This window comes from Clostridium sp. KNHs214, assembly GCF_000744935.1.
GTDB lineage: Bacteria > Bacillota > Clostridia > Clostridiales > Clostridiaceae > Haloimpatiens.
Map to the genome: position 1 here is coordinate 240,510 of NZ_JQMW01000004.1, position 23,646 is coordinate 264,155.

The window sequence follows — 23,646 nt, forward strand, 5'->3', positions numbered from 1 at the left end:
AAGTCAGTATGTTAGTCTATTTTGCGTCATACTACGTCATCAGAACCCGCTGGTAATCCTACCAAAGGCGAAACTTGCTTCCTTGTCTGACACAAAATATACTAGCATCTTTGAATTGTTATTTGTTTCCATGTCCCTAAATGGATTAATTTTATTTATATATCATCTATTACATATTAAACTTATATTTTTTACGCTGAAAAGTCAAATTTTATATAAAACTTATATTACATCTGCTACCTAATTATTTAGTAGTTAATTTCAAAACAAATTCCACTTAATACGTATTAAGTGGATAGTGTTAGTAAATAATAAACTGGATGATTATGTTTGAAATTATTATAAAGGAGGACTTTTCCATGACAAAAATTATGAAAACTTTGGATGGAAATGAAGCTGCTGCAGAAGCGTCTTATGCCTTTACAGAAGTGGCGGCAATTTACCCAATTACTCCATCCACACCTATGGCAGAAAAAGTTGATGAATGGTCTGCCCATGGAAGAAAAAATATATTTAATCAACCAGTAAAGGTTGTAGAGATGCAATCAGAAGCTGGTGCATCTGGTGCTGTTCACGGATCACTAGTGGCTGGTGCCCTTACTACTACTTATACTGCATCTCAAGGACTACTCTTAATGATTCCTAATATGTATAAAATAGCTGGAGAACTTTTGCCAGGGGTATTTCATGTAAGTGCTCGTGCTCTTGCAACTCATGCCCTATCAATATTTGGTGACCATCAAGATGTAATGGCCACAAGACAAACAGGTTTTGCACTTTTAGCTTCATCAAATGTTCAGGAGGTTATGGATTTAGGAACTATAGCTCATTTATCATCCATCAAATCCAGAATACCTTTTTTACACTTTTTTGATGGCTTTAGAACCTCACACGAATATCAAAAGATAGAAATAATTAGGCAGGAAGATATAGTAAATTTAGTGGATTATAATGCAATAAAAGCCTTTAGAAATAGAGCATTAAATCCTGAACATCCTACTCTTAAAGGAACAGCTCAAAATCCAGATATATATTTTCAAGGAAGAGAAGCATCAAATAAATTTTATAACACTACTGCTGATATTGTAGAAAATTATATGAGAGAAATTGAAAAAATAACTGGTAGAGCATATCATCCTTTCGACTACTATGGAGATTCCAAGGCAGAATATGTAATTGTAGCCATGGGTTCCATTTGCGATACTATAGAAGAAACCGTGGATTACTTAATGAACAAGGGAGAAAAAGTAGGAGCTATTAAAGTGCATCTTTATCGTCCATTTTCACCTACTTATTTCTTTAATATATTTCCTAAAACAGCAAAAAAAATTGCCGTATTAGATCGTACAAAAGAACCTGGCTCCTTAGGCGAGCCATTATACCTAGATATATGCAACTTGTTTCTTAATTCACAAGAAAAGCCTATGATTATAGGTGGAAGATATGGTTTAGGCTCTAAAGATACTAGACCATCACATATACTTTCTGTATTTAATAATTTAAAAGAAACTCAACCTAAAAATGGATTCACCATAGGAATTAACGACGACATGACCAATACATCACTACCTGAAGGAGAAGATATCCAAACAACACCTGAAGGAACTATCAGCTGTAAATTTTGGGGACTAGGTTCTGATGGAACAGTAGGTGCAAACAAAACCGCTGTAAAAATCATTGGAGATAATACAGATTTATATGCTCAAGCATACTTTTCTTATGACAGTAAAAAATCCGGAGGAAGTACTATTTCACACTTAAGATTTGGTAAAAAACCTATAAAATCTCCTTATTTAGTGAGAAATGCTGACTATATAGCCTGCCATAACAAATCTTTCTTATATAATTTTGATATATTAAAAGGTTTAAAGAAAAATGGCATTTTTGTGCTAAACTGTCCTTGGAATGAACAAGAACTAGAAGATAACATTCCTGCTTATGTGAAAAGGTATATTTCTAAAAACAATATTAGTTTCTACACTATAGATGCTATTTCTATAGCACAAAGCATTGGCTTAGGCGGAAGGATTAATATGATTATGCAATCAGCCTTCTTTAAATTAGCTAATATTATTCCTATAGAACAAGCTGTAGAATATTTAAAATCTTCTGTAGAAAAAGCTTATGGTAAAAAAGGTGAAAAAATAGTATCTATGAACAAAGCTGCCATAGACAAAGGTATAGATGCTTTAAATAAGATAAATATTCCAGCTTCTTGGGCAAATGCTAAAGATAATCCAACAACAATAAAAGATGAGCCTGATTTTGTTAAGGACATTCAAAGACCTATGGCAAGACATGAAGGAGATGAACTACCTGTAAGTGCCTTTAATGGCATGGAGGATGGGACTTTCCCACTAGGCACTACTGCTTATGAAAAACGTGGCATTGCTGTTGTAATTCCAGAATGGCAAAGGGATAAATGCATACAGTGTAATCAATGTTCTTATGTTTGTCCTCATGCTGTAATAAGACCAGTACTTCTAACTCATGAGGAATTGAAAAAAGCTCCAGAAACCTTTAAAACAAAAGAAGCCTCTGGAGGCAAAGCTTTTGAAGGATTACATTATAAAATTCAGCTAAGTCCTCTTGATTGTACTGGTTGCAGTAACTGCGCAGATATTTGTCCAGCTCCAGGTAAGGCTTTAATCATGAAGCCTGCTGAAGAGCAAATAAAACTTGAATCTAAGAACTGGGAATTTGCTATGACTATACCTGAAAAGAAGAGTTTAATGAGTCCAACTACATTAAAAGGTAGTCAATTTGAAAGACCACTTTTGGAATTTAATGGTGCATGTCCTGGTTGCGGAGAGACTCCTTATATAAAACTTTTAACCCAACTTTTCGGAGATAGAATGATGATTGCAAATGCCACAGGTTGCTCATCCATCTGGGGTGGTAGTGCACCTTCTATACCATATACCACAAATGCTTTAGGTAAAGGTCCTTCTTGGGGTAATTCATTATTTGAAGATAATGCTGAATATGGATATGGTATGTATTTAGCAGTAAAGCAAATGAGGGAAAGGTTAACTGAATTAGTTAAAAAGGTCTTAGATACTGAAATTAGTGAAAACTTAAAAGAAGCCTTTGAAAACTGGCTAAATGAAATGAATGATGGTAATAAATCTAAAGAAGCTACAGAAAAAGTATTGAAATATATTGATAAAGGAGATTTATCCAGCAATAAAGTTTTAAAAGAAATAATGGAACTTAAAGATTTTCTTGTGAAAAAATCTCAGTGGATAATTGGTGGAGATGGCTGGGCTTATGATATAGGTTTTTCAGGTTTAGACCACGTATTAGCTTCTGGCGAAGATGTAAATTTATTTGTCATGGATACAGAAGTGTATTCCAATACTGGAGGTCAGTCTTCAAAATCCACACCAACGGGTGCTGTAGCTAAGTTCGCTGCTGCAGGCAAAAAAATAAAGAAAAAAGATTTGGGTATGATGGCTATGAGTTATGGCTATGTATATGTAGCTCAAATTGCCATGGGAGCTAATTTAAATCATACCATTAAAACTATACTTGAAGCAGAGACTTATAAGGGCCCTTCTCTTATTATAGCTTATGCGCCATGCATAAATCATGGAATAAAATCCGGTATGGGCACCAGTATTGCAGAAGAGAAAAAAGCTGTAGAATCTGGTTATTGGCATCTATACAGATATAATCCAACTACAAAGGCAGAAGGCAAAAATCCATTTACACTAGATTCTAAGGAACCTACTAAATCCTTTAAGGAATTTATTCAAGGAGAAGTGCGTTATACCTCTTTAAAAACTACTTTCCCTGATATTGCAGATGCCATGTATGATGTAGCAGAACAGGATGCTACTGAAAAATATGCAAACTACAAGAGATTATCTGAACAAAAGTATTAAGACACATTCAAAGCCAAAACTCCTTTGGAATTTTGAATAAAATATAAATTGAAGAATTAAAATAATAAACCACTGATATTTATGCTAAATTATAAATACCAGTGGTTTTATCATTTTATTTATTTTTGATTCACATCTACCCATTCCTTAGCATTTATAACCCCAGTTTCACTAGGTATAATTACCTTAGATACTGGTTTCATACTTTCAATATTAGTCCAAGCAGCGGTATCATGTTTCTCTATAGGTACAGCCATAAACTTTTCTTTATATCTATTCTTAGCCATATTAATCCCTCCTTTTTTATTATTATTTGCAGATATAAAAAAACTATTAAAAAAAGAGTTTGGATTTTAATAATGGCTAAGGCACATTTAAATATATTATTTTCAAAGCCTCCTTATAATTCCTACTGCTTTGCCTAGAATAAATATACCTTCCTCAGTTACAGGAATTGGACTATATTTTTCATTTTCAGGATTCAAAAATACTCCTTTTTTACTTATGTTAAGTCTTTTCAATGTAGCACTTCCAGATATATTAGCCGCAACTATGTCATTATTATTTACATCCATTTGCTTATGTATAACCACAAAATCCCCATCATTAATGTTAGCATTTATCATACTATCACCCTTAACCTTAAGTATAAAACAATCTTTAAGACCTTTTATCCATTGCTTAGGCATAGAGAAATTGTCCTCTAGAGAAGGGTCTATAAATATTGGCTCTCCTGCTGCAATATTAGTAAACACCGGAATCTTAGCTACCTCTTCTTTATTATATTCCAGGATTTGATCTTGATGATTAACTACAATTTCATCAGAATTAGAATAATCTTTCATCATAGTAAAATCAGTTTTATGTCTTAAATCAAAGTATTGGAACCTTTCAAAAGCATCCATACCTTTAATATTTTTGCTTTTAATATTATTACTTTTCTCTTTAGAAATATCTTTCTTATTTTTAACATTAAATCTTTTTACTTTTTCCTGAAATTTTGATGTATATATCTTTCCATTTCTCATAAATGAACAATATATGGACTCTCCTTTATCTGTATTAAATGCTAAAGTAAATCCAGAATAAACTTCATTTTTTCTCAATGATTTTAGAAAATTCCACTGCAAATATGTAAGTCTTTCACATCCATCTACTAAAATATGCACAAATCTTGGATTTAATTCAGCTTCCTTTGCAGCATAAATAAACATATCTTCATAGCTTACATATGCTAGTTTATTTAGCTCTTCACAATATAATTCTTTAACCTTGAAAACTCCTTCTCTAGCCTTGCTATTTTTTCTAAGACCATTGTGTTTTGGAGCATTTTGATAATTTTCTAAATCTGTATAATTTAAATTTTTAATCCACTTTATTTCTTCAAATATGTGTTGTATTTTATTTTCCTTAAATATATTAATTCTCTTATAATCATTCTTAACCTTTTCCACACATTGCTCCACTATCTTTGTTTCTATATTTTCATCCCTTAGTATTTGAAGTTTTAAATTGTTTTTAGCTTTATATTTCATAAAATATTCTTCTGCTAAGTGATCAATTTTAACTACAACGGGTTCTTTAGATAAAGAGGTAAACAAGGTGTCATAGCTATGCTTATTTACATTTTCCATATTTTCATAGCATGAATTTATTTCTTCTAAATTTTTATCCGTAACAGATGTGCAAAGTATTTCATCATTTTTAGAAAAACAATAATTATTTTTTATATATAATAATCTCATTATTAATGATGAGGTTTTTTCATTAGATTCTTTTGCACTTAAAAGAGTTATTTTGTTGTGCTTCCACTTTATAAATCTATCATAAATAGAGCTAATTCTCATACTACTTCCCCCTATAAAGACTTTATTCAATGGCATCTACCGCAATACTACCTATTTTATCAAAGCAGCATGTATCTATGCCTTATTTAACAATTTTTAAATTTCAATATTTTTTCTTTTGATTAATTCTAGTTTTTCTTTTCTCTTCATTTGTTTTATTTTATATTCTCTTTTTAAAGCAGAGGACTTGTCCATACATTCCTCAAAATATACCAGCTGCACTGGCAATCTACATCTAGTATATTTAGCTCCTTTACCCTGTAAATGAGTTTTTATCCTATTTTTTAAATCATTTGTCCATCCTGTATATAAAGTGTCATCAGAACACTTTAAAATATAAACATAACACATGAATCCTTTAGTCTCACCCTTCCAACTTATAGAGGACTTGTAAAACCCTCCGTTGTTTATCTCAGTGGCAATTGACAATTCTTACTCATATAAATTATATTTTTCACCCGAAACCCATTGATGAATAATTATATTATATCATAGAAAAAGACTGCAAACTAATTACTTTCCTATCTGCAGCCTTTTTATGAACCAATGTCAAATACAAATTTTAATACAGGATATCTATTTACTTCTTCAATATAGGCTCTCTAGAGAACTTTTTAATAACTACCTCCATTTCTTCATAAGCCATTTGAAGGGCTTTATCCTTTCCCACTTCTGGCATATCTACCCCTTCTATTAAAACCTTTTGAAACTTTGTTATGCCCAAAAACTTAAAAATATCGCCAAAGTAATCTGTACCATGATTTACATTTGCCCCTAGTATCTTTGGATATATTCCTCCTGAAGATTGAATGTATACCATATTTCTTTTTTTATCTTCCAAAAGTCCATCCACATTATCTGACGAAACTTTAATAATTTTATTGTTTAGTATAATACAATCCAAATATCTTTTAAGTATTGATGGGAAACTTACACTCCACATTGGTGCAGCAATTACATAAGTATCTGCACTCACAAATTGATCACTTAATTGATTCATTCTATCTACTGCTTTTTTATCATACTCAGATAATGAATCATATTCAGCACCTGTAACTAATTCTGCCCTTCCCTTAAAGTACTTATAAATCGGCTCTGGTATATACTCATTATAAAGGTCCAGTTCCTCAACTGTATAATCAGTATTTTCAGTCATAAAACGATTTACAAAATATCTTCCTGCAGTCTTACTGGTAGACATATTTTCTGGCTTTGAATTTACAGAAATATATAATATTTTTTTCATAAAACCACCTCCAAATTATATACTTATTTTTTACACAATATAATAATTTATACCCATTGAATATATAAATCAAACATTCTATGATTAACCCACAATAAGGTACAATGTGGTGGAATTATGAAATTTCTCCTCCATGACTTGCATAAAAGCTCGGAACAATAAATTTAAACAGTTCCTTCGCTTCTTATGCAAGTCATTCCAGAGAAATTTCATAATTCAAGTAATATAATGCTTTTTGTGGGTTAATCATTCTATCTAATTACTTCAATTCGTAATATACAATCTATACACTAAATATACATAGGTTTTTGGATAAATATTTAGTGTAATAGTACCCTGAAACTGCATTATTTCATTAAAAATTTTTCGCTTGAATTTCAAATTACGAATTACAGTCTAATTATTCTTAAGTGGAATTTCTCTAAATCTTATGATATTATTGTTTAGGCACATTCAAATAAATAACAAGTCAGTACGCTAGTCTGTTTTGCGTCATACTGCGTCAACAGAACCCACCGATAGTCCTGCTAGCGGCGGAACCTGCTTCCTTGTCTCACACAAAATATACTAACATCTTTGACCTGTTATTTCTTTTGGTGTACCTCATAGATTTTCTAACCATACTAAAGGACGTGATAAAATGAATTTAAACAAAATAAAAGGAAATACTTATTACATAGATTCTCCCACTAATATAGGTGTGTACACTTTTAAAAACAAAAATTGCATACTTATAGATACGGGCATAAACAACTCTTCAGCAAAAAAAGTGAATGAAGTACTGTTAAATAGTAACCTTCATCCTAAATATATAATAAATACTCATAGCCATGGTGACCACTGCGGGGGAAATACATTTTTTAAAGATAATTATCCAGGCTGCCAAGTATTCTCTTCATCTAAAGAAAAGCTATACATAGAAAATCCATATATATATTCATCAATGCTGTATACTGCAAGTCCCATAAAACCCCTAGCTAATTCGGCCAAACCTTGCGTTGTAGATTTTGTTTTAGATGAAGGAGTAAATAAACTAAATGATGACAAATTTGAAGTAGTTTCCTTAAAGGGACACACTGTAGACCAAATAGGAATTATAACTCCTGAGAAGGTATGTTTTCTTGGAGATAGTATATTTAGTGATGAAATTTTAGATAAATACTCTCTTCCATATTTGAATAATATAGAAGAAAGTTTAAATAGCTTGAATCTTTTAAAAACTGTAGAAGCGGACTTTTTCTTACCTAGTCACAGTGAAAAAGTTTTAACGAGAGAAGAACTATTAAATTTAATAGATAGAAATATAAAAAACCTACAGGATTATATAAATTTATTTCTAGAATTATTAGATCAGCCTCTAACCAAAGAGGATTTAGTAGAAAACTTATGCATACTAAAAGACTTGCAAATAGACTTTAAAGCTTACCATATAACTTATTCTACAGTATCTGCTTTTTTAGCTTATCTGTATAATAAAGGCTTAATAGATTTTTCTGTGGAAAACTTTAGACTTTATTATTTTAAAAAAGCTTAAACCCTGCCCCACACAGGGTACACATGTGAACCACCACCGAGACAAACACTGGAGGTTTTCGGGCATTTTCAATAATAATGGGCTGTTGCACTAAAAATAAATACTACCATATATTATTCTAAATTTAAATTTTTAGGACAATATATCGTATATAAATTCTTTAATGCAACAACAGCCTCATTATTTATCAATATTATATAATAATTTTTCTGTTCTACTTCTAACCTCTTCTGGCAAATTTCCCTCTAGAGCCCTATTTACTAAATTAATATTATTAAGTCCATTTTTCAATAAATAATTCTCTATAATACCAACCTTATATTCTCTTCCCGGAATTAATTGATATATAACATACCAATCTTCCAATGACGTTAAAGGAATACACTCTCCTTGAATATTCTTTATTGCAGTTATAGATTTATCATCAAAACAATACTGGTATTCACCATTATTATGCTTAATAATAAACCCCGCCATAACATCTATATCTACATCTTCCATCACATACTCGTAAAAATATTTTGTTGCGTAAGTATCTGTTTTTTTTCTTAATTTTTTTCTACCTAATCTTTTTAAAATCATATCGACTTTTTCTATATCTTTTATATGAACTAATATATCTATGTCATTTGGTTTATCTATTAATCCATAATGATTTAAAACTACGGACGCTCCTACTGCCCATAAGATGCCTTCCTTATTTAATGCCTTAGATAACTCAACTAATGTATGGAATAAAATTTTTTTCACCCCCTAAATAAAATTTTACTGCACAACCACCGCATTAATTTCAAATAATTTTTCAAAAAATACTAAAACCTACAAACATTGTAACCATTTTTATTACTTGCTTGCAGGCTATTTATCTTTATTGGCGGGAGTATGTGAGAATCGAACTCACCCGTCGAGGTCCTACCCCGGCAACACGGTTTTGAAGACCGGCAGGCACACCAGCACCTATCTACCCCCATATATATACTTTTTTCGTCAAATCACGAGTTTTATTATATCACAGGGTAAACGTTTTTTCAACTATTTTTTTATAATTGTTTAACAAAGTTCTTATAATTCAGGTTTGAGAATTAAAAATCTTTAATTTATAAATAGAAAAGCTCTCATAATCTTTTTTAGGCGGAGCCTTTCGAAAAGTTATATATTCTTATATATAAATCCTAATCATGCCTATGTATTTACGCTGGCTTCCGCCCAATAAAGGATTTTCCGTAACATAGTGGAGGAAAATCATCCTTTAGTCGACTGTCCTTTCCCTCTGATAGCTTATGCACGAACTGAAAAATCTGTCTTTAAGGTAACAATAAATATATTTTCTTAGACTATTGAGCTAGCCTTAGAAATTCTTTGTTTTCAAATTTTAATACCCGTTAAGAAGCTTTCATGTTTGAGCGCCGTCAGAAGCGAGTTTGAAAGCTTTAGGGTATTGAAATTTGAAAACATTAGAATTTCTTGGCGTATTGCGAGCAGTCAAAAAAATATATTTATTGTGGACTTAAAGACAGATTTTTCTTATGGCACTTGCTTCACAATATATTCTTACTGTGCCTTATATAGGACTCTTTTATTCTCTACTCTTCTCGTAATCTTTTCACCATCAAAACACTCAAGAAGGGCAACTACATATTTTCTACTAGTATTTAAAATTTCTCTAGCTTCTCCTGGAGTTATGCTACCTTTTTCCTTCATATAAACTATTACTTTATTTTTAGCTTCTTCATAATTATCTTTAGAGAAAATGCATTCCTCATCAGCTTTAACTAATTCTCTACTTAATATAAGTGCTTCAAATACAGTTTTAAATTCTTCCTTTTCCTTTTCTTTTTGCAGTAATTCCTTAAACTTAGGTGGAGTATATTTTCCATTTTGGTATTCCTTTAATATTTTATTCTTTAACTTTTCTTGCACTTCATTAAATTTTATTTGGAAACCATGGGCACATATAAACTTACCATGCACATCTATAATTTCATTTTTTACTACCATATCTAGTAGCTCATCATATATTTTTTGCTTTAATCCTTTACCAAAAATCTTTTCTTTTATTTCCTCTTTTGATAATCCTGGCCTTAAAGGATATTTTGAATGATATTCCTCTAAAATTTCTTCAAGTCTATCTATACTCCTTTGTAGGAATTCTTTATGCACATATAAAGGTTCACCTAGTGCAGTTAATTTTATCACCTTATCTTGTTCCACTAAGGCATCTATTTCTGCCAGTAGGCTTTTTTCATTTTTCCCTAATGCCTTTATAATAGCTTTAAAATCTGGGAAATTAGAACTTAACTTTTTAATAGTTGTTTCTAATATTCCTCCTACCTCACCACTTTCCTTTAATTTTAACTCTTCTATATATTTTTCATCAAACCTCTTAGCTTTAATAGCTACTGGCTCTATTATACTTCCTCCACCTATGGTATGCATAGGAGAGTAGCTCCTTATTACAAATCTATCATTTCTTTGAGCACTTAAGGGCTTTTCTAATCTAAGCTGTACATAAGCTTCTTCTCCTGGATTAACTTCTTCCTTATCCAAAATTACAACTCTACATAAAATTTCTTCCGTTCCATGGTATAATCTAACTCTTTGCCTATTTTCCAGTGGCCTATCTGCACTCTTTAAATAATAAAATTTAGTATCTACCATATAAGAAGGTTCCATGACGTTTTCTTTAGAAATTACATTTCCCCTTTCTATTTCATTGACCTTTACATTAGCTAGATTTATAGCACATCTTTGACCTGCATCTGCTTCATCTACAGACTTTTCATGCACTTGAAGTCCTCTTATTCTAGTTTTTATCTTAGATGGATATATCTCCACTTCTTCTCCAACTTTAACTTTCCCACTTATAATTGTTCCAGTAACTACTGTCCCAAATCCGCTTACAGAGAATACTCTGTCCACAGGAAGTCTAAAGTGGCCCTCTGTATCCTTTGATTCTACTTCTTCTGTAGCATTATCTATGGCTTCTATAAGATTATTAAAACCATCCTTAGTTTTTGAAGACACAGAATAAATAGGTGCCTTTTCTAAAAATGTACCTTTAAATTCTTTTTTAATATCTTCTGTAACAAGTTCTATCCATTCCTCATCTACCAAGTCACTTTTAGTAAGAGCCACTATTCCCTTTTTTACATTTAAAAGTTGAAGTATTTCAAGGTGCTCTCTAGTTTGAGGCATAATTCCTTCATCTGCTGCAATTACCAAAACTACTATATCTATACTGCTTATACCTGCTAGCATGTTCTTTATAAATCTTTCATGTCCTGGCACATCTATAATTCCTGCTCTTCTCCCAGAAGGCAAATCAAAGAAGGTAAATGCAATGTTTATGGATATTCCTCTATCCTGCTCCTCTTTTAATGTATCCGTTTCTCTTCCTGTCAAAGCTCTTATAAGAGTTGTTTTACCGTGATCTATGTGCCCTGCAGTTCCTATTATTAAGTGCTTCATTCCATCACTCCTATTTTTGAATTGTTGAATAGTAATTAGCTCAACTTTAGCATATACATTTCAAGCTATACATTATTTTATAACTGCGAAAGTTAAACTATTAACTTAATTTAATCTATTTTATATTCAAAAACGCTTCTATTATACTGTCAAAATCTCTTGGGAATATAGTTCTTAAATCCATTATCACTTCATTGTTATAAACTCTCACTACTATTGGAATCTTATTCATTCTAAGTTTATGCTCAATTTCTTCTGGAGTAAATACTTCACTAGAAACTTTTATTACGTAGGTTTCTATTCTCTCTACAGGCATAGAACCTCCACCTACCATAGAATAGTCACTATCTAATGTAAATTTAAAGTTATTGACCTTATTTCTTAATCTTCTTTTTAAACTTTCCGCTTTCTTTTTTACTATTTCTTTAGGTGATAAAAGCATATTTAAAGTAGGTATTTTATCTATAGCTTCATTTTCGTCTAAATAAAGTCTTAAAGTTGCTTCTAGCGCAGCTAAAGTCATCTTATCTATTCTTAAGGCTCTAGTAAGCTGATTTTTCTTCATTTTGTCTATATACTCTTTTTTACCTACAATTATTCCCGCTTGAGGTCCCCCTAACATTTTGTCTCCACTAAAGGAAATTACATCAATTCCTCTTTTTATGCTTTCTTGCACTGTTGGTTCATAGCTTAAACCATATTTAGTATAATCAATTAAAACTCCACTTCCTATATCCTCATAGGTAGGCACATTGAATTTTTCACCTAACTTAACTAGTTCCTCTAAAGATACTTCTTCTGTAAATCCCATTATTTTAAAATTAGAAGTATGTACTTTTAACAAAACTCCTGTGTTTTCATTTATATTATTTTCATAGTCATAAAGGTGGGTTCTATTGGTGGTTCCGACCTCCACTAAAGTTGCCCCACTAAACTTCATAACTTCTGGTACCCTAAAAGAACCTCCTATCTCCACTAACTGTCCACGAGATACTATAGCTTCTTTCCCATTACATAGCGTATTTAAAACAAGCATCACAGCTGATGCATTGTTATTAACTACCATTGCAGCCTCTGCCCCAGTTATTTTAGTTATTAAATCCTCTATATGACTGTACCTTAAACCTCTTTTTCCCTTATCTACGTCGTACTCTAAGTTGTTATAATTTTGAGATATATTAATAACAGCTTCTACTGCACTCTCGCTTAATAGGGACCTTCCAAGATTCGTATGTATAACTGTGCCTGTAGCATTAATAACCTTTTTTAATCTTGATGATTTTTTCTTATCTATTAATTGTCTAAAGGTTTTCAAAATCTCTTCTTTTGAAAAATTATTAATTTTATCTTTAAGTATTAAATTTCTATAATACTCAATAGTCTCTCTAAGTGCATCTATAACCAAAATCCTAATAGTGTTTCCCAATTCCTTTTCTACAACATCTTCTTTTAAAAGTTCATCAACCTTGGGTAAATTTCTTAGCAATTCTCTGTTCATATTCCCATACCTTTCTCTTAAATTATAGCCATTAGCAAACTAATCCACTAAAATATACCTTCCTGTAAAAGGAATAACTTCTCCTATTATGGAAGATTTAATTTCCAATTTATTTAGTTCCTTTAACATTTCGCTAGCCTTATTCTTTGAAATGGAAACTAAAAGTCCCCCTGAAGTTTGAGGGTCAAACAGCATATCTTCAAGCCATTCCTCTAAATCTACTAGCTGGTACTTACCATCTAAATACCCTCTATTATTATAGGCTCCCGCTGGAACCAATCCCATTTGGGCATACTCCTTAGCTTCTTCAATATAAGGCACACTGTCTTTATATAATCTAATTGTTACATTTTCTGAACCACTAGCCATTTCATAAGCATGTCCCATGATCCCAAAGCCTGTTATATCTGTACAAGCACTTATAGGATATTTAACTACTATTTCTCCTGCATACTTATTTAAAGTTGTCATATTTCTAACTGCCTTATCATAGGCTTCCTTAGATGCTAATTCAGCTTTAATGGCAGTATTTATTATACCAACTCCAAGTGGCTTTGTTAATATAAGCACTTCTCCTTCTTTACATCCACAGTTTTTTAATACTTTGTCTGGATGCACCACTCCTGTAACTGACAATCCATATTTAGGCTCCTCATCCTCTACAGAATGTCCTCCTACTACTACGGCTCCTGCCTCTATTACTTTATCAGCACCACCTTTTAATATTTCTCCTAAAATATCAATAGGTAAGCAATTAGGAAAACATACTATGTTAAGAGCTACTTTAGGTTTGCCTCCCATAGCATAAACATCACTTAAGGAATTTGTTGCGGCTATTTGTCCAAAAGTATACGGATCATCTACCACTGGTGTAAAGAAATCTAATGTTTGTATTATAGCGGTATCATCACTTAATTTATATACAGCCGCATCATCAGAAGTTTCTATACCTACTATTAAATTATTATCACTCATTTTAGGTAACTTATCTAAAATTTTTGAAAGGGTCTCCGGCCCTATTTTAGCAGCTCATCCAGAGGTTTTAGCTAATTGAGTTAATCTTTTGTTGTTCATAATAAACACCTCCTATTATATACAGTAATTTTATAATATTAACTCCTATATGTCCACCTTATCCCTTAATTTATTGAAGGTTTTTTCCCCTATTCTATCTATTTTCATTAAATCTTCAATGGAAGAAAACCCTCCATTTTTTTCTCTAAAATCTATTATTTTTTTGGCAGTAGCATCACCGACACCTGGAAGGGTTTTTAATTCCTCTTCAGATGCAGTATTTAAATTTACTTTTCCGTTTTTGTCTTCTGACTTTTCTCCACTTACACTATTATTTACTCTGCTATTGCTTACATTAGTATTAGTAAACTGTTTTTCATCTTCCCCTATACTATATACATAAATTAAATCTTCATCCTTTAACTTTTTGGACATGTGTATCCTGTTTAAATCAGCATTTTTATTAAAGCCTCCTGCCATTTTAATAAGTTCATTTATTCTACTATCCTTATTTAAAGTGTAAACTCCAGGCTTTTTCACAGCACCTTTTATGTCTACTACTATATTTGAACTAGATGATTCTGTTTTAAAGCTGCTTTTCTTAAGGGTATTACTTTCTACAAACATATCCTCAGAATTAACTTTCTTTTGTTGTGGCTTTGATATATTATACCCTACAATTAAAAATATTATTGATATAGCTAATATTACTAAAGAACCTATATACTTTTCCCTATTTCTCAAATTATTCTCCCCTTTTACAATGTTTATTATAAATAAAAAAATTATGATATGATTATCCAACAAGAGTATTACATTACTTGAATTATGAAATTTTTCTAGAATAACTTGCATAAGAAGCAATGAAACTATTTATATGATTATCCCACAAAAGCATTACATTACCTGAATTATGAAATTTCTCTGGAATGACTTGCATAAGAAGCAACGGAACTATTTAAATTTATTATTTCCAACTCTTATGCAAATCATGAAGAATAAATTTCATAATCATACCATATTATACATTTTTCCGATTTAATTATGTTATATTTTTGAGAATTTACAACTGTCTATTTTAAATTATTACCATTATTTTATATTTTAGTATCGATTAATACTGCTTTTTTTGATATACTAAAAAATATAAAACATTTTAAGGAGGCAAAAATGAAAAAGTTTATAATTTCACTAATTTCGTTTTGTATAATATTTTGCAGTTACGCTCAAGCTGCTACTCCACCTCCCCCATCCGTATCCGCAGATGGAGCTATTGTTTTGGATGCAAATTCAGGCAGAATACTATACTCAAAAAACATGGACACTCAGTATGCACCTGCATCAACTACAAAAATAATGACTGCCTTACTGACCTTAGAAAACTGTAAATTAAGTGACGTGGTTGTTGTAGGAAAAAACCCTCCTTTAGCTGATGGAAGTAAAATATACATATTTGAAGGAGAGAAATTCACTGTAGAACAATTACTGTATGGACTTCTACTAGCCTCTGCAAATGATTGTGCTGAAGCATTAGCTGAACATATAGGTGGTTCAATAGATGGTTTCGCTAATATGATGAATAAAAGAGCAAAGGAACTAGGCTGCAAAAACACTAATTTTGTAAATCCCAGCGGTCTCTACAATGATAAACATAGAACATCTGCTAGAGACTTAGCTTTAATAATGAAAGAACTTGTAAATCAACCTGAATATTCAAAGATAGCAAAAACTAGTTCTTACAAAATACCACCTACTAATTTATCTAAAGAAGAACGTCCTTTATGGAATGAAAATAGACTTGTACAACCTTATTCAAAATTTTATTACAACACTTGTGAAGGCGGTAAAACGGGATATACCATACAATCTCTTCACTCATATGTAGCCAGCGCCTCAAAAGACAATCACAGATTAATAGTTGCTTTAACCCATGATAATAATAAAACATATTTTAATGATTCCGTTGCCCTTTTCAATTACGCATATGATAATTTTGGTTTAGTGGAACCTTATTTAAAAGGACAAACTCTTCAAAATTATAAAGTAGATAAAGATTCCAGTATTCCTTTAACCTTGGGTAAAAACTTTTACTATACTATAGAAAAATCTTTAGCTTCAAAGGCATCATTCAAAATAGAACCTAAGCTTAACAAGACTATAGGAAAAACTCCATTAAAAAAAGGAGAAACTATAGGAAAGGGATTAGTAAAGTTAAACGGCAAAACTATAGGTGAGGTAAATCTATTAAGTGGTAAAGATTTTAAACCTAAGAAAACCGCATCTTCTATTTTATCAAGCACTACCAGCAAAGGAAAAGCTGTTTTAAAATATTTATTTTATATATTTGTTATACTGCTAGTGGTTTACATCATACTTAGAATAATTAGAAAAAGAAAAAAAAGAAATAGATATAAGCATACTTACAAAAAGTTTTAAGGTTAAAATATTTGTACATATTGTTGCAGATAAAATAAATAACAAGTCATTATGCTAGTATATTTGACTTGTTATTTATTTTCATGTACCTAATGTGTATTTTTTATTTTTAAAACCAAATTCTTCATATCTTCTGGCAGTTCGCATTCTAATTCTACTATGCGTCCATCCCTAGGATGTGGAAAAGATAGTTTAAATGCGTGCAAAGCCTGTCTTTCTATATAATCTTTCTCTTCCTTTCCATACAGTATATCTCCATATAAAGGGTGTCCTAAACTACTTAAATGTACCCTTATTTGATGGGTTCTTCCCGTTTCTAAATTTAATTTTACTAAATCACCACCAGCATAACTTTCAATTACATTATAGTGTGTTATACTCTCCTGACCCCTAACGTCTATTACTCTCTTTATGCTATCATCTTCTGTTCTATATATGGGTTTATTAATAGTTCCAGATTTTTGTTCTAAATTTCCATGTACCACTGCCATATAACCCTTTTGAAAAGACTCTTTTTTCATATCCCTTGCCAGTGCCATATGGGAAAATTGATTCTTAGCAATCAATATAAGACCAGATGTATCCATATCAAGCCTACTTACTAATCTTACTATACAATTTTCGCCTTTTTCTCTAAAATAGTATAAAAGACCATTGGACAAAGTACCTGTAGGATAACTTCTAGTTGGATGAACCACCATACCTGGAACTTTATTTAAAACTACCACATCCAAATCTTCATATACAATGTTCAAATTCATTTTTTCTGGAATAATATTTTGCTCTTCTTCCTTATTTATTTTTATTTCAATAATGTCTCCTATTGATATTTTGTTATTTAATCTAGCGTTTTTTCCATTGACCTTTATTCTGCCATCCTTTATTGCATACCTTATAAATCTGCTGGATAATTTTACTGTAAATTTTAAATACTCCTTTAGTTTAACTTCTTCTTCACCTGGTTTAATTATATATTTTATTATATTATCCATCTAGTTCCCTTCTTCCCTTAAAAGGCTATGTATTTAAACACAGCCTTTTAAGGCACATTCAAATAAATAACAAGTCAGTATGCTATTCTATTTTGCGTCATACTGCGTCAGCAGAACCCACCGATAGTTCTACTAGCGGCGGAACCTGTTTCCTTGTCTGACACAAAATACACCTGCATCTTTAACTTGTTATTTATTTGAATGTACCTAATATAATAATTTTATTTAATGTAATCATGGTCTTCGCCTAATATAACCGTTATATCATAATTTCCTTCAGAACTTGACCCTTGTTCTACTTTATTTATTTTAAAATCACTTTTAATATTTCTCACCACATTATCTTCAAAAGATTTATTAAAAATTATTTTGCTATCAACAGCTCTTTTAGCATTACCTGTTTCTATATTAGAATATCCTCTTTTTTTCAAATATTCAGCATAGTTTGATGCCAATCCATTTTTTTTAGTTGTGTTAAGTACCTTAATTTTTAAAGCACTTCTATCTATGGACATAGGTTTACTTCCTCTAAGTTCACTTAGCAAATCTGCACTCTTTTCCTCATCATATATGAAATAAGAAGTGTCACCTATATACTTTCCTTCTCCTGCTATAGTTGACATCTTAATATTTGAAGAATCTACTTTAGTTACAGACATACCATAGGATATTATTTCTGTAGGTGACATATTAGTAGTTATATATTTAGAAGCTATATCCAATATATCTTTAAGCTTAAAAACAATACTTGGACTTTTTACTTTTTCTATTACTTTTTCTATAAATATATGTTGATTCTTTATTCTACCTATATCTCCCTCAGCTAATCCTGTTTTATCATTGTTTTTCCTCCATCTAAAGAATTCTTCAGCCTTTTTACCATCTAGATGTGCAACAGTGCCCTTTTGAAAATGTATGCTTAAATTTTGTTTAGGGTCATCGTAATTCATATTATAATTTATAGGCATATCTACACCACCTATAGCATCTATTACCTTTCTAAAACCTTCATAATCCAATTTTACATAATAATTTATATCAATACCCAATAAATCCTGTACAGAATCTATAGCGCCCTTCATTCCACCTATGGCATGAGCATTATTAATTTTCTGTGTTTTGCCATTAATCTCTACCTTAGTGTCTCTTGGCACAGATACTATGTGAGCTTTTTTCTCCTTAGGTTCATAATGCATAACCATCATTGTATCTGTTCTTTTTGGCACATTTGTCCCCTTGAGCTTAGGGTCTCCAATATCTACCCCAACTATGAATATATTTACTGGGTCATCTTTTTCTACCTTTGGTATCTCTACTTTATCCTTTGGATTTTTATTATCCATATTTTTACCCATTTTATATAGAGAATAATACGAGTATGCTCCAAATGAAACTACCCCTAATAAGGCTATAAATAAAAGTCCCGCAAAGAATTTTTTAACTCCACTTTTCTTTTTCTTTTTTACAACCTTCTTTTTATTTTTACTTCTCTTGTCCATTTATTCTTCCACCTTCAACTTTCCATTTATAATAGTGTAATTTCTTGCTGCAATGGTATCTTGATGTAAAAGTTCACCCTTAGAAATTACATAATTAATAGCATTATCAAAAGCCATTATAAGTGCTTTATCTAAATCTTCAAAAGCTGTTTCTCTCAATTTATCTACTCCACTAAAAATTCTAGAAGGTTCTACATAATCACTTATATATATAATTTTCTCTAAAGTGGTCATATTTTTCTTTCCAGTGGTATGAAATTTTATTGAATTCAATATCTCTCTGTCTTTAATGTTCATAACTTTATCTGCTATTATAGCTCCTGCTAATCCATGTAAAAGCTGAGGTTGTTTCTTACACACTTCATCTATTACATATCCTTCTTGCCTAACCATTTCCATAAGCCTATCATCGTTTAAATTTTTTGCACAATCATGTACAATTCCTGCTATTTTAGCTTTTTGCACTAAGGTTTTATCATATTTTATAGCTAACTTTTCTGCCATATCTCGCACACCTAAACTATGATTAAATCTGGACTCCTTCAAATTACTTTTTAAGTAGTTTAATATAGTCTCATCATCCCACATATGCTATCCTCCTAAACATATAAACCCTTATGTCTTATGTACGCATCTACTCCCTTAGGAAGTAAATAATAAACTTCTTGTCCCTTTTTTATCATGTTCTTTATTCTAGTTGATGAAATATCTAATAGGGGTATATTTAAAAATTCAATATTCTCTTCATACTTATTTTGAACAAAATCTTTCCATTTTAATATATCACATATTTCATAACCTGGCCTATTAAAAACGATAAATTTACAATTTGATAAAATATTTTTTACGTTTTTCCAAGTTTCAATTTCCATTAAGCAATCTACTCCTGTTATAAAATACCATTCAGTATTTTTTTCAGAATTTTTAAAGTGTGCTATAGTCTCGTGGGTATAACTAAGCCCTCTTTTTTCTATTTCATAATGGCTTAAGTCAAATTTTTCTTCATCCTTAATTGCTTCACGTATCATTTGGTACCTTAACTCGCTATCAGTTATAATCCTCTCCCTCTTATGAGGTGGATTACCACTAGGAACAAAAATTACCTTATCTAAATTAAGTTTATATAGGGCCTGATATGCTATATACAAGTGCCCTATATGTATAGGATCAAAGGTTCCTCCAAAAATAGCTTTCTTAATCATGATGCATTCTTCTTTCATTAAATAATTAAACTATTATGGTAATTCTATTTTAGGTTTCTTTTCGGATTTTCTGTACAAAACAAATTTATTTCCTATGCACTGAACTCCTTCACATTGAATCTCCTTACATATTATATCAGAAGCTTCTCTTGCAGTGAATTCACTATTATTTAAAACACTAATTTTTATAAGCTCCCTAGCTTCTAGTGCATCCTCTATTTGTTTTAAAAAAGCCTCATTTATTCCACCTTTACCTACTTGAAATATTGGAACAATTGTATTGGCTAAGCTCCTTAAGTAACTTCTTTGCTTACTTGTTATCATAATAATTATTTCCTCCTACTAAAATAAATATTCAAATTCAAAATCGTTTAATCTAACTATCTCTCCATCTTCTATTCCCATTTCTCTAAGCTCATCAAATACCCCTTTGTTTTTAAGAACCTTATGGAAATATTTTAGTGAATCTGGATTATTTACATTTACTGCACTTAGTAATCTATCTACGAAGGTTCCTTCTATTACATAAGCACCGTCATCATCTCTTCTTATAGTATAAGTAAATTTCTTCTCTTCTGGTATATATAATTCATCTTCTGGTATTTGTAGTTCTAAAACTGGTATTGTACTAAGTATTCTAGCACATTCTTTCATAAGCTCAGATACACCTTCTTGAGTAGCTGCTGATATTTTAAATATCTTTTTGTATCCCATATCTTCTAGTTTCTTTTTAAAGTTTTCAAATATCTCATCATCATAAAGCATATCACTCTTATTTGCTGCAACAATTTGAGGTCTATCCCATAGTTTAACACTATACTTTTTCAATTCATCGTTTATTTTAATAAAATCTTCAATAGGATCTCTGCCTTCTACTCCAGAAATATCAACTACATGTATAAGAAGTCTAGTTCTTTCTACATGTCTTAAAAACTGTAATCCTAGCCCTACCCCTTCTGATGCTCCTTCAATTATTCCAGGAATATCAGCCATTACAAAAGCAGGTGCTTCTGGTACAGATACTACTCCTAAATTAGGCTTTAAAGTTGTAAAATGATAATTAGCTATCTTAGGCCTAGCCTTTGAAACAGTAGAAAGTAATGTAGATTTACCCACGTTAGGAAATCCAATTAGTCCTACATCCGCTAATAACTTTAATTCAAGAACAATAAATCTTTCTTCTCCTGGCATACCTGGTTCTGCAAAAGAAGGTGCCTGTCTTGTAGATGTTGCATATCTAGCATTACCTTTTCCACCTTTTCCACCTTTGGCAATTATAAATTTGTCTCCCTCATGAGATAAATCTACCATTATTTTATTTGTCTCAAAATCTCTTATAACTGTACCTGTAGGAACTTTTATATATAAGTCTTTTCCATCTTTTCCATAGCACTTACTTTTAGATCCATTTTCTCCAGGTTCCGCTACATATTTTCTGTGATATGTAAAATCAAGCAAAGTGGTTAACTGTGATTCTGCCACTAAAACAACATCACCACCATCGCCACCATCACCACCATCTGGTCCTCCTAATGAAACATACTTTTCTCTTCTAAAAGATACAGCTCCATCTCCACCTTTTCCAGACTTAACAAAAATCTTAGCTTTATCTATAAACATACTACTCACCTTACCTTAATTAATATTTATATGTAAACAAATTCAAATTTGTTGTTTTCCATTTCATTAAATATATTATTTACTAAATTGAACTTTTTATAATAATTAAACTTAAAAACAATTCTTCTCGGCTATTTACCTCTATATCTAATATTATAAGCTTTTTTTATAATTTCATAATAACTTATTAGGTACATGAAAAGAAATAGCAAGTCAAAGATACTGATATATTTTGTGTCAGATAAGAAAGCAGGTTCCGTGGCTAGTAAGACTATCGGCAGGTTCTGCTGATGCAGTATGACGCAAAATAGAATTTATTTGAAGAGTCTTACATATATAAGTTTTAAAAAAGCACCCCTGAAGGGTGCCTTTACTATTCAGCTATTTCAACTTCTACTTCAACTGGGTAGACACTTGCTTTTTTCTTGTCTCTTCCCACTCTTTCATATTTAACAACACCATCTATCTTAGCAAAAAGAGTGTCATCACCGCCTCTTCCTACGTTAAGACCTGGGTGAATCTTTGTTCCTCTTTGTCTTACTAATATATTTCCAGCTAGAACAAATTGTCCGTCTGCACATTTAGTTCCAAGTCTTTTAGATTCACTATCTCTACCGTTCTTAGAACTACCAACTCCTTTTTTATGAGCTAGCAATTGTAAGTTAACTAATAACATGGGTTACACCTCCTCTTCGTGCACTTTTATATAACCACCGTAATTGCTTTGGATATTTTTTAACCCTAAAAGCAATGTTTCCATCAAAATCTGACATCTATCTATTTCCTCTGGAGAATTATCTTCTATGTTTATATTTATATATCCATCTTCTGCTGAACAATCTGCTTGTATATTAAGTACTGTAAGAATTCCATCTCCTATGGAGCATGAAATTGCAGTAGCTGCACTACAAACTATGTCACTGCCCTCTTCAGAGTAATCTGAATGCCCTTCTAAGCTGATGCAAACTAGTTTCTCATTTTTCCTTTTAGCTTTTACACTAATCATAATTATGCTTCTATTGCTTCAATTTGTAATCTAGTGTATGGTTGTCTGTGGCCTTGTTTTTTTCTGAAATGCTTCTTACGTTTGTATTTCATTACAATAACCTTTTTAGCTTTTCCTTGTTCAAGTACTTTAGCTACAACTTTAGCACCTTCTACTACAGGCTTTCCTACTACTAAATTACCATCCTTGCTTACTACAAGAACGTCAGTTAATTCAACTGTTGAATCAACTTCTGCATTTAATTTTTCAACGAATATAACGTCTCCTTGAGAAACTTTATATTGCTTTCCTCCTGTTGCTACAACTGCGTACATTAAAATACACCTCCTCTATCCAGTCTCGCCATCAAAGGCACACATTCTGTGTTTAAAACCTTGTCTGAGCGGTCTACAAATGA

Annotated in this window: 21 protein-coding genes and 1 tRNA gene; 3 read left to right on the forward strand and 19 right to left on the reverse strand. The window is 31.3% G+C overall.

Annotated features, from left to right (window positions below):
* Positions 1 to 359: 359 nt before the first annotated feature.
* Positions 360 to 3,887, forward strand: a complete 3,528-nt coding sequence (nifJ, locus tag CC89_RS01315) for a pyruvate:ferredoxin (flavodoxin) oxidoreductase (protein ID WP_035288198.1) — start codon at positions 360 to 362, stop codon at positions 3,885 to 3,887.
* A 119-nt stretch (positions 3,888 to 4,006) separates the two neighbouring features.
* On the opposite strand, the gene CC89_RS19755 is transcribed toward nifJ, so the two are convergent.
* The 4 genes from CC89_RS19755 to CC89_RS01330 form a co-directional block, all read right to left on the reverse strand.
* Positions 4,007 to 4,174: a CDIF630_02480 family spore surface protein gene (locus CC89_RS19755; RefSeq protein ID WP_081896920.1), complete on the reverse strand. Its 168-nt coding sequence runs from the start codon at positions 4,172 to 4,174 to the stop codon at positions 4,007 to 4,009.
* A 102-nt stretch (positions 4,175 to 4,276) separates the two neighbouring features.
* Entirely contained in the window at positions 4,277 to 5,734 is a 1,458-nt protein-coding gene (gene lexA / locus CC89_RS01320) for a transcriptional repressor LexA (RefSeq protein ID WP_035288200.1), read from the reverse strand.
* 96 nt (positions 5,735 to 5,830) lie between these two features.
* A complete protein-coding gene (locus CC89_RS01325) occupies positions 5,831 to 6,085 on the reverse strand; it encodes a GIY-YIG nuclease family protein (RefSeq protein WP_035288516.1) in 255 nt (84 codons plus the stop codon).
* Between the two features lie 229 nt (positions 6,086 to 6,314).
* Complete coding sequence (locus CC89_RS01330) at positions 6,315 to 6,980, reverse strand: FMN-dependent NADH-azoreductase (protein ID WP_035288202.1); 666 nt, start codon at positions 6,978 to 6,980, stop codon at positions 6,315 to 6,317.
* A gap of 640 nt (positions 6,981 to 7,620) precedes the next feature.
* Here CC89_RS01330 and CC89_RS01335 point away from each other — a divergent pair.
* Positions 7,621 to 8,514: an MBL fold metallo-hydrolase gene (locus CC89_RS01335; RefSeq protein WP_035288204.1), complete on the forward strand. Its 894-nt coding sequence runs from the start codon at positions 7,621 to 7,623 to the stop codon at positions 8,512 to 8,514.
* 180 nt (positions 8,515 to 8,694) lie between these two features.
* On the opposite strand, the gene CC89_RS01340 is transcribed toward CC89_RS01335, so the two are convergent.
* The 6 genes from CC89_RS01340 to CC89_RS01360 all read right to left on the reverse strand — a co-directional run bounded on the left by CC89_RS01340 (position 8,695) and on the right by CC89_RS01360 (position 15,238).
* A complete protein-coding gene (locus CC89_RS01340) occupies positions 8,695 to 9,264 on the reverse strand; it encodes a nucleotidyltransferase family protein (protein WP_286161270.1) in 570 nt (189 codons plus the stop codon).
* A 122-nt stretch (positions 9,265 to 9,386) separates the two neighbouring features.
* Positions 9,387 to 9,483 (reverse strand) — tRNA-Sec (locus CC89_RS20250).
* 582 nt (positions 9,484 to 10,065) lie between these two features.
* Entirely contained in the window at positions 10,066 to 11,982 is a 1,917-nt protein-coding gene (gene selB / locus CC89_RS01345) for a selenocysteine-specific translation elongation factor (protein ID WP_035288205.1), read from the reverse strand.
* A 115-nt stretch (positions 11,983 to 12,097) separates the two neighbouring features.
* Positions 12,098 to 13,480 (reverse strand): L-seryl-tRNA(Sec) selenium transferase, encoded by a 1,383-nt coding sequence (selA, locus tag CC89_RS01350; protein ID WP_035288206.1) that lies wholly within the window; start codon positions 13,478 to 13,480, stop codon positions 12,098 to 12,100.
* 39 nt (positions 13,481 to 13,519) lie between these two features.
* Positions 13,520 to 14,554 (reverse strand): selenide, water dikinase SelD, encoded by a 1,035-nt coding sequence (gene selD / locus CC89_RS01355; RefSeq protein WP_081896922.1) that lies wholly within the window; start codon positions 14,552 to 14,554, stop codon positions 13,520 to 13,522.
* Between the two features lie 45 nt (positions 14,555 to 14,599).
* Positions 14,600 to 15,238, reverse strand: a complete 639-nt coding sequence (locus CC89_RS01360; RefSeq protein WP_035288210.1) for a ComEA family DNA-binding protein — start codon at positions 15,236 to 15,238, stop codon at positions 14,600 to 14,602.
* A 426-nt stretch (positions 15,239 to 15,664) separates the two neighbouring features.
* On the opposite strand from CC89_RS01360, the gene CC89_RS01365 reads away from it, so the two are divergent.
* Positions 15,665 to 16,930, forward strand: coding sequence for a D-alanyl-D-alanine carboxypeptidase family protein (locus CC89_RS01365; protein WP_035288212.1), 1,266 nt, complete (start codon positions 15,665 to 15,667; stop codon positions 16,928 to 16,930).
* An 89-nt stretch (positions 16,931 to 17,019) separates the two neighbouring features.
* On the opposite strand, the gene CC89_RS01370 is transcribed toward CC89_RS01365, so the two are convergent.
* The 9 genes from CC89_RS01370 to rplU form a co-directional block, all read right to left on the reverse strand.
* Positions 17,020 to 17,922 carry an RluA family pseudouridine synthase gene (locus CC89_RS01370; protein ID WP_035288214.1) on the reverse strand — a complete coding sequence of 301 codons (903 nt, stop codon included), beginning with the start codon at positions 17,920 to 17,922 and terminating at the stop codon, positions 17,020 to 17,022.
* A gap of 221 nt (positions 17,923 to 18,143) precedes the next feature.
* Entirely contained in the window at positions 18,144 to 19,421 is a 1,278-nt protein-coding gene (locus tag CC89_RS01375; RefSeq protein ID WP_035288215.1) for an LCP family protein, read from the reverse strand.
* Positions 19,422 to 20,009: a bis(5'-nucleosyl)-tetraphosphatase (symmetrical) YqeK gene (yqeK, locus tag CC89_RS01380; protein WP_035288216.1), complete on the reverse strand. Its 588-nt coding sequence runs from the start codon at positions 20,007 to 20,009 to the stop codon at positions 19,422 to 19,424.
* A gap of 11 nt (positions 20,010 to 20,020) precedes the next feature.
* The gene (gene nadD / locus CC89_RS01385) at positions 20,021 to 20,623 is read right to left on the reverse strand and encodes a nicotinate-nucleotide adenylyltransferase (RefSeq protein WP_035288218.1); all 603 of its coding nucleotides are present in this window, start codon (positions 20,621 to 20,623) and stop codon (positions 20,021 to 20,023) included.
* 33 nt (positions 20,624 to 20,656) lie between these two features.
* The gene (gene yhbY, locus CC89_RS01390) at positions 20,657 to 20,947 is read right to left on the reverse strand and encodes a ribosome assembly RNA-binding protein YhbY (RefSeq protein WP_035288220.1); all 291 of its coding nucleotides are present in this window, start codon (positions 20,945 to 20,947) and stop codon (positions 20,657 to 20,659) included.
* 18 nt (positions 20,948 to 20,965) lie between these two features.
* Complete coding sequence (obgE, locus tag CC89_RS01395; protein ID WP_035288222.1) at positions 20,966 to 22,243, reverse strand: GTPase ObgE; 1,278 nt, start codon at positions 22,241 to 22,243, stop codon at positions 20,966 to 20,968.
* Positions 22,244 to 22,616: 373 nt separating this feature from the next.
* The gene (gene rpmA / locus CC89_RS01400) at positions 22,617 to 22,919 is read right to left on the reverse strand and encodes a 50S ribosomal protein L27 (protein ID WP_035288224.1); all 303 of its coding nucleotides are present in this window, start codon (positions 22,917 to 22,919) and stop codon (positions 22,617 to 22,619) included.
* Positions 22,920 to 22,922: 3 nt separating this feature from the next.
* Positions 22,923 to 23,249, reverse strand: coding sequence for a ribosomal-processing cysteine protease Prp (locus CC89_RS01405; RefSeq protein WP_035288226.1), 327 nt, complete (start codon positions 23,247 to 23,249; stop codon positions 22,923 to 22,925).
* Between the two features lie 2 nt (positions 23,250 to 23,251).
* Positions 23,252 to 23,563: a 50S ribosomal protein L21 gene (gene rplU / locus CC89_RS01410; RefSeq protein ID WP_035288227.1), complete on the reverse strand. Its 312-nt coding sequence runs from the start codon at positions 23,561 to 23,563 to the stop codon at positions 23,252 to 23,254.
* Positions 23,564 to 23,646: the final 83 nt, after the last annotated feature.

Bases quoted from the DNA above. Each gene is read 5' to 3' on its own strand.
- nifJ (WP_035288198.1), top strand. From the start codon at position 360: ATGACAAAAATTATGAAAACTTTGGATGGAAATGAAGCTGCTGCAGAA.
- CC89_RS19755 (WP_081896920.1), bottom strand. From the start codon at position 4,174: ATGGCTAAGAATAGATATAAAGAAAAGTTTATGGCTGTACCTATAGAG.
- lexA (WP_035288200.1), bottom strand. From the start codon at position 5,734: ATGAGAATTAGCTCTATTTATGATAGATTTATAAAGTGGAAGCACAAC.
- CC89_RS01325 (WP_035288516.1), bottom strand. From the start codon at position 6,085: ATGTGTTATGTTTATATTTTAAAGTGTTCTGATGACACTTTATATACA.
- CC89_RS01330 (WP_035288202.1), bottom strand. From the start codon at position 6,980: ATGAAAAAAATATTATATATTTCTGTAAATTCAAAGCCAGAAAATATG.
- CC89_RS01335 (WP_035288204.1), top strand. From the start codon at position 7,621: ATGAATTTAAACAAAATAAAAGGAAATACTTATTACATAGATTCTCCC.
- selB (WP_035288205.1), bottom strand. From the start codon at position 11,982: ATGAAGCACTTAATAATAGGAACTGCAGGGCACATAGATCACGGTAAA.
- selA (WP_035288206.1), bottom strand. From the start codon at position 13,480: ATGAACAGAGAATTGCTAAGAAATTTACCCAAGGTTGATGAACTTTTA.
- CC89_RS01365 (WP_035288212.1), top strand. From the start codon at position 15,665: ATGAAAAAGTTTATAATTTCACTAATTTCGTTTTGTATAATATTTTGC.
- CC89_RS01370 (WP_035288214.1), bottom strand. From the start codon at position 17,922: ATGGATAATATAATAAAATATATAATTAAACCAGGTGAAGAAGAAGTT.
- CC89_RS01375 (WP_035288215.1), bottom strand. From the start codon at position 19,421: ATGGACAAGAGAAGTAAAAATAAAAAGAAGGTTGTAAAAAAGAAAAAG.
- yqeK (WP_035288216.1), bottom strand. From the start codon at position 20,009: ATGTGGGATGATGAGACTATATTAAACTACTTAAAAAGTAATTTGAAG.
- nadD (WP_035288218.1), bottom strand. From the start codon at position 20,623: ATGATTAAGAAAGCTATTTTTGGAGGAACCTTTGATCCTATACATATA.
- yhbY (WP_035288220.1), bottom strand. From the start codon at position 20,947: ATGATAACAAGTAAGCAAAGAAGTTACTTAAGGAGCTTAGCCAATACA.
- obgE (WP_035288222.1), bottom strand. From the start codon at position 22,243: ATGTTTATAGATAAAGCTAAGATTTTTGTTAAGTCTGGAAAAGGTGGA.
- rpmA (WP_035288224.1), bottom strand. From the start codon at position 22,919: ATGTTATTAGTTAACTTACAATTGCTAGCTCATAAAAAAGGAGTTGGT.
- CC89_RS01405 (WP_035288226.1), bottom strand. From the start codon at position 23,249: ATGATTAGTGTAAAAGCTAAAAGGAAAAATGAGAAACTAGTTTGCATC.
- rplU (WP_035288227.1), bottom strand. From the start codon at position 23,563: ATGTACGCAGTTGTAGCAACAGGAGGAAAGCAATATAAAGTTTCTCAA.